The sequence below is a fragment of the Boseongicola sp. genome (genome assembly GCF_057460485.1).
This window is the reverse complement of sequence record NZ_JBVCWP010000331.1, coordinates 1-3,924: the sequence shown is the minus strand read 5'-3', so window position 1 is coordinate 3,924 and position 3,924 is coordinate 1. Positions and strand designations below refer to the sequence as shown.

2 protein-coding genes and 1 pseudogene are annotated in these 3,924 nt (G+C 56.4%); 1 reads left to right on the top strand and 2 read right to left on the bottom strand.

Features of this window, described 5'->3' with window-relative positions; translation table 11 throughout:
• Window positions 1–161: pseudogene (locus AC221Y_RS21420) on the bottom strand (Rap1a/Tai family immunity protein); the annotation flags it as partial.
• 806 nt (window positions 162–967) lie between these two features.
• Here AC221Y_RS21420 and AC221Y_RS21415 point away from each other — a divergent pair.
• The gene (locus tag AC221Y_RS21415) at window positions 968–1,867 is read left to right on the top strand and encodes an alpha/beta hydrolase (protein WP_299756244.1); all 900 of its coding nucleotides are present in this window, start codon (window positions 968–970) and stop codon (window positions 1,865–1,867) included.
• Between the two features lie 288 nt (window positions 1,868–2,155).
• Here the strand turns inward: AC221Y_RS21415 and recD2 are convergent.
• A partial coding sequence (gene recD2, locus AC221Y_RS21410) for an SF1B family DNA helicase RecD2 (protein WP_486708361.1) occupies window positions 2,156–3,924 on the bottom strand: 1,769 nt, incomplete at its 5' end.

The following is a 3,924-nucleotide window of genomic DNA, read 5'->3' as shown; positions in this document are numbered from 1 at the left end:
CTTAAACTGGGATTCTGTTCCAACCAGAGGACAACAATATCTGCGACTTGTCCTTGGGTTATCGACGAAGGAGCACAGTATTGGAACCCATTGATCGTGTTGCCTTCTTCCATTACGGCTTCGGACAAGTCCAAAGTTCCAACTATGTATCCACCGCAATATTGTTCGCTTTTGTTCGTTCATATTTCCAATAACTCATTTCCACTTACGAAGCTGGGAGACGCCCAAGCAGACCCACTGCTAAGCACAAGGGAAAAAGCAAATTTGAAAAGTCTTTTCATTAATTTTGGCTCATTTTGTTGTCACGAAAAGTTTGAGTTTTCAGGGGCTCAATCATTGAACCCTAATTTAATTTTAGCCCAATTTGAGCAATGCTGTGTCCGGTCAAAGGAATATAACCCGACGTTCCTTAAGTGGTTTGCTGTAAGTCGCAGATCGCGCCGGATTGGGCGCGAAGATCAAGCATTTTCCCAGAACGGCGTCCGTAGTCGCGGAGACACCCAGAGCTCTGTCTAGTCAGGTCGAGAAGGACTCCACGGTTAGCAAGCTTGCACGGTCCGTTTCCTGCGCATTGCTGCCGTTCGTCCATAGCGTAGCATCGGTCAGACAGGGCTCCAAGCCGCCTTGCGGCACCGCAGAGAAAAGCGAGCTTTAATGGTCGCGTGAATGTCAGCTTCTACTAATTGGGCCATGAGGTCTCGCACTTGCGGCGAAAGTCCGCAATCCGCCCTTGTGTCGAGCGACACGACCGGCCCTTAGCTGCCGCTCGTCGGTCGATCTGATTCTGCGCCGCAGCTTCGCCAGGCCAGCCATTCGTGCATCGTGCAGCATGTTCTTGGGCCAAATGACCACAACGCGGACAAAGTGCTAATTTGCTGCGCAAGCACCAATGACAGCTTTCAGTGAAACTCTCTTGGTACTTTGAGATTGTCCAACTAGTGTTGCGTAAGTGGCTAGGAGACGTTCCTTGTACCAAGAAGTGAGTTTCAACTCAGAAGGAGCGGAGCTGCGGGGGCGTCACTATTGCCATCCAGCCGGGCAGAAACCGACCGTCGTCATGACGCACGGAACAACCGCGACGATCACCATGGCAGTCGACCAATATGCCGAAGCCATCTTTGCGGCTGGCTTTGATGTCCTGCTGTATGACCATAAGAACTTTGGGCTCAGCGGTGGCGAACCTCGGCAGGAAATAAATCCTTGGGTACAAACACGCGGCTATCGGGATGCCGTTGCATTTTTGCGGGTTAAGCAGCCTGACAACCCAATCGCCCTTTGGGGGGACAGTTTCTCCGCTGGCCTAGCCTTGGTAGCTGGCGGTTTGATCGAAGACATTGCAGCCATAATCGCGCAGATACCAGTTTGTGGCGTTGCGCTTCCTCAAGGGCTTACTGACGATGGTGCCCTTGAAGTTATGAAAGAGATTTTCGAGAATGGCGATGTGTCTGGTGGAGCAGAACAGACAATGGGCCCGATGCCTGTCGTGTCGTCTGATCAGTTAAACACCCCATCCCTATTGACACCAATCCAAGCGTTCCGGTGGTTCATCGAACACGGTGGCCGACATGGCAGTAGATGGGAAAACTGGGTCACGCGGGTCATTCCGGATACGCCGGTCGCTTGCAGCCCCTATGTGACGGCACCTTATCTGAGAATGCCCGTTCAGATGATGGTCGGACGCAACGACGAGATGGTTCATTGTAACCTCGAGATACAGCGCGCCGTGTTCGACCGGGTTGCCGGTGAGAAAGAGTTCGTCGAGATAGACGGCGGGCACTTTGGTTTGCTTTGGCACTCAAGCGCTGAATTCGATGAGGCGGTCCATCGGCAAATCGCATTTCTGTCCCGAGTTTTTCGAGGCAACTAAGAAAACTGACATTGGCCACGTCACAGAATGAGTGTGATTTGGGCTCCTTGCTGCCGTTAGCCGCATCGCAGCGATCCTGCCAAACGATCTCGCCCCGACCAACATGAACGGCCCAAACCGGTCCTCGACCACGATCACTGATGCCACAATGCGGCTTGCCCAGGGCGGACGCTGATTGCTCTTGCCCAGTTCGCGCTTGCCTAGTGGCAGCAACCCTTTGACGACTGAACAGTTCAAGACGTTATTCACATCAGCCAGAATGCGCTGGCTCCGAGTCACTTACCTTGCTTATGCGAGCAACCATTCATCAAGCTTCGACCAGCGCCTCCGGCCTGAGACGTTCTTGACTGCGATCGCGACGGCTTTCTTTTGACCCACAAGGATGACGAGCTTCTTGCCACGCGTGACGCCTGTGTAAATCAGGTTGCGCTGCAACATGGCGTAATGCTGGGTCATGACCGGGATCACCACCGCCGGATATTCCGAGCCCTGGCTCTTGTGGATCGTGGCGGCGTACGCCGGGACCAGAGTGTCCAGTTCGCCGAAGACGAAGTTGACGCTGCGGCCCTCAAAATCGACGACAACCTCGCCCTCGACCATGTCGATATCTTCGATCATGCCGATATCGCCATTGTAGACATCCTTGTCGTAGTCGTTCTCAAGCTGCATGACCTTGTCGCCGGGAGCGAAGGTCCAACCGAAGCGTTCGACCTTTTTGTCGCCTGCGGGATTCAGTGCCGCCTGCAACTCAATGTTGAGCGAGCGAGCGCCCACGCCGCCGCGGTTCATCGGGCACAGGACCTGGATGTCCTTGATCGGGTCAAACCCGAACCGGTTGGGGATGCGCTTGGCTACAAGTTCAACGATGCGGGGCACGGCTTGCTCGGGGTCCGCTGCAGGCACGAAGTAGAAGTCCGCCTCGTCCTCAGGCGGCGCGAGGTCAGGCATGCGACCCGTGTTGATAGCGTGTGCTGTAGTGATGATCTTGCTTTGCGCCGCTTGTCGAAACACCTCCGTGAGCCGCGTTACTGGCACGGCGCCTGAGTCGATGATGTCGGCTAACACCTGGCCGGGCCCGACGGACGGCAACTGGTCAATGTCGCCCACGATCAGGAGAGCTGCATTGCTAGGCAAAGCTTTGAGCAGTGACTGCATAAGCATCACGTCAACCATAGAGCTTTCATCGATCACCAGCAGATCGCAGTCGAGCGGGTTTTCCTCGTTGCGCTTGAAGCCGAAGGCCTTCGGGTCAAATTCCAGCAGGCGGTGGATGGTCTTGGCCTCCATGCCAGTGGCTTCGGTCATGCGCTTGGCTGCCCGGCCAGTGGGCGCGCAGAGTAGCAGGCTAACGGATTTCGCGGCGAGGATGCGCAGGATCGAGTTGACGATGGTGGTTTTCCCCACCCCGGGGCCACCGGTGATCACCATGGCCTTGGACTTCAGCGCGAGGCGGATGGCTTCGGCTTGGCTCTCTGCGAGGCTCAGGCCGGTTTTCTGCTCGATCCAGGGCAGCGCCTTGTCCGCATTGATCACTGGCCACGGCAGCGCACCCCGCTGAATGCGTTTCAGCTGATCGGCAATGCTACGCTCTGCCATGTAAAGCCCCGTCAGAAAGATGCAATCTGCCTCGCCCACGGTATCGGCGGTGACCGTCTCCTCGGCCAGTTCTTCGCGCAGCGCGCTTTCAATCAGATCCGTGGGCACCTCCAGAAGTTTGCCCGCCAACCCAATGAGGTCCGCCCGCGGGAGTCCGCAGTGGCCGTCGCCCATCGCCTCGCTGAGCGCAAAAGAGATGCCTGCCCGTATCCGGATCATAGTGGTCTTCTCGATCCCGAGCTTTTCCGCGATCATGTCAGCCGTCCGAAACCCGATGCCGCGGATGTCCTTTGCCAGCTGGTAGGGGTTCTCGCTCATCACCTGCACGGCATCTGTGCCGTAGGTTTTGAAGATCCGCACCGCGCGCGCGGTGCCCACGCCGTGCTGGTGCAAGAAGACCATGATCTCGCGGATGACCTTTTGATCGGCCCACCCGGCGGTGATTTTGTCCGCGCGCTTGG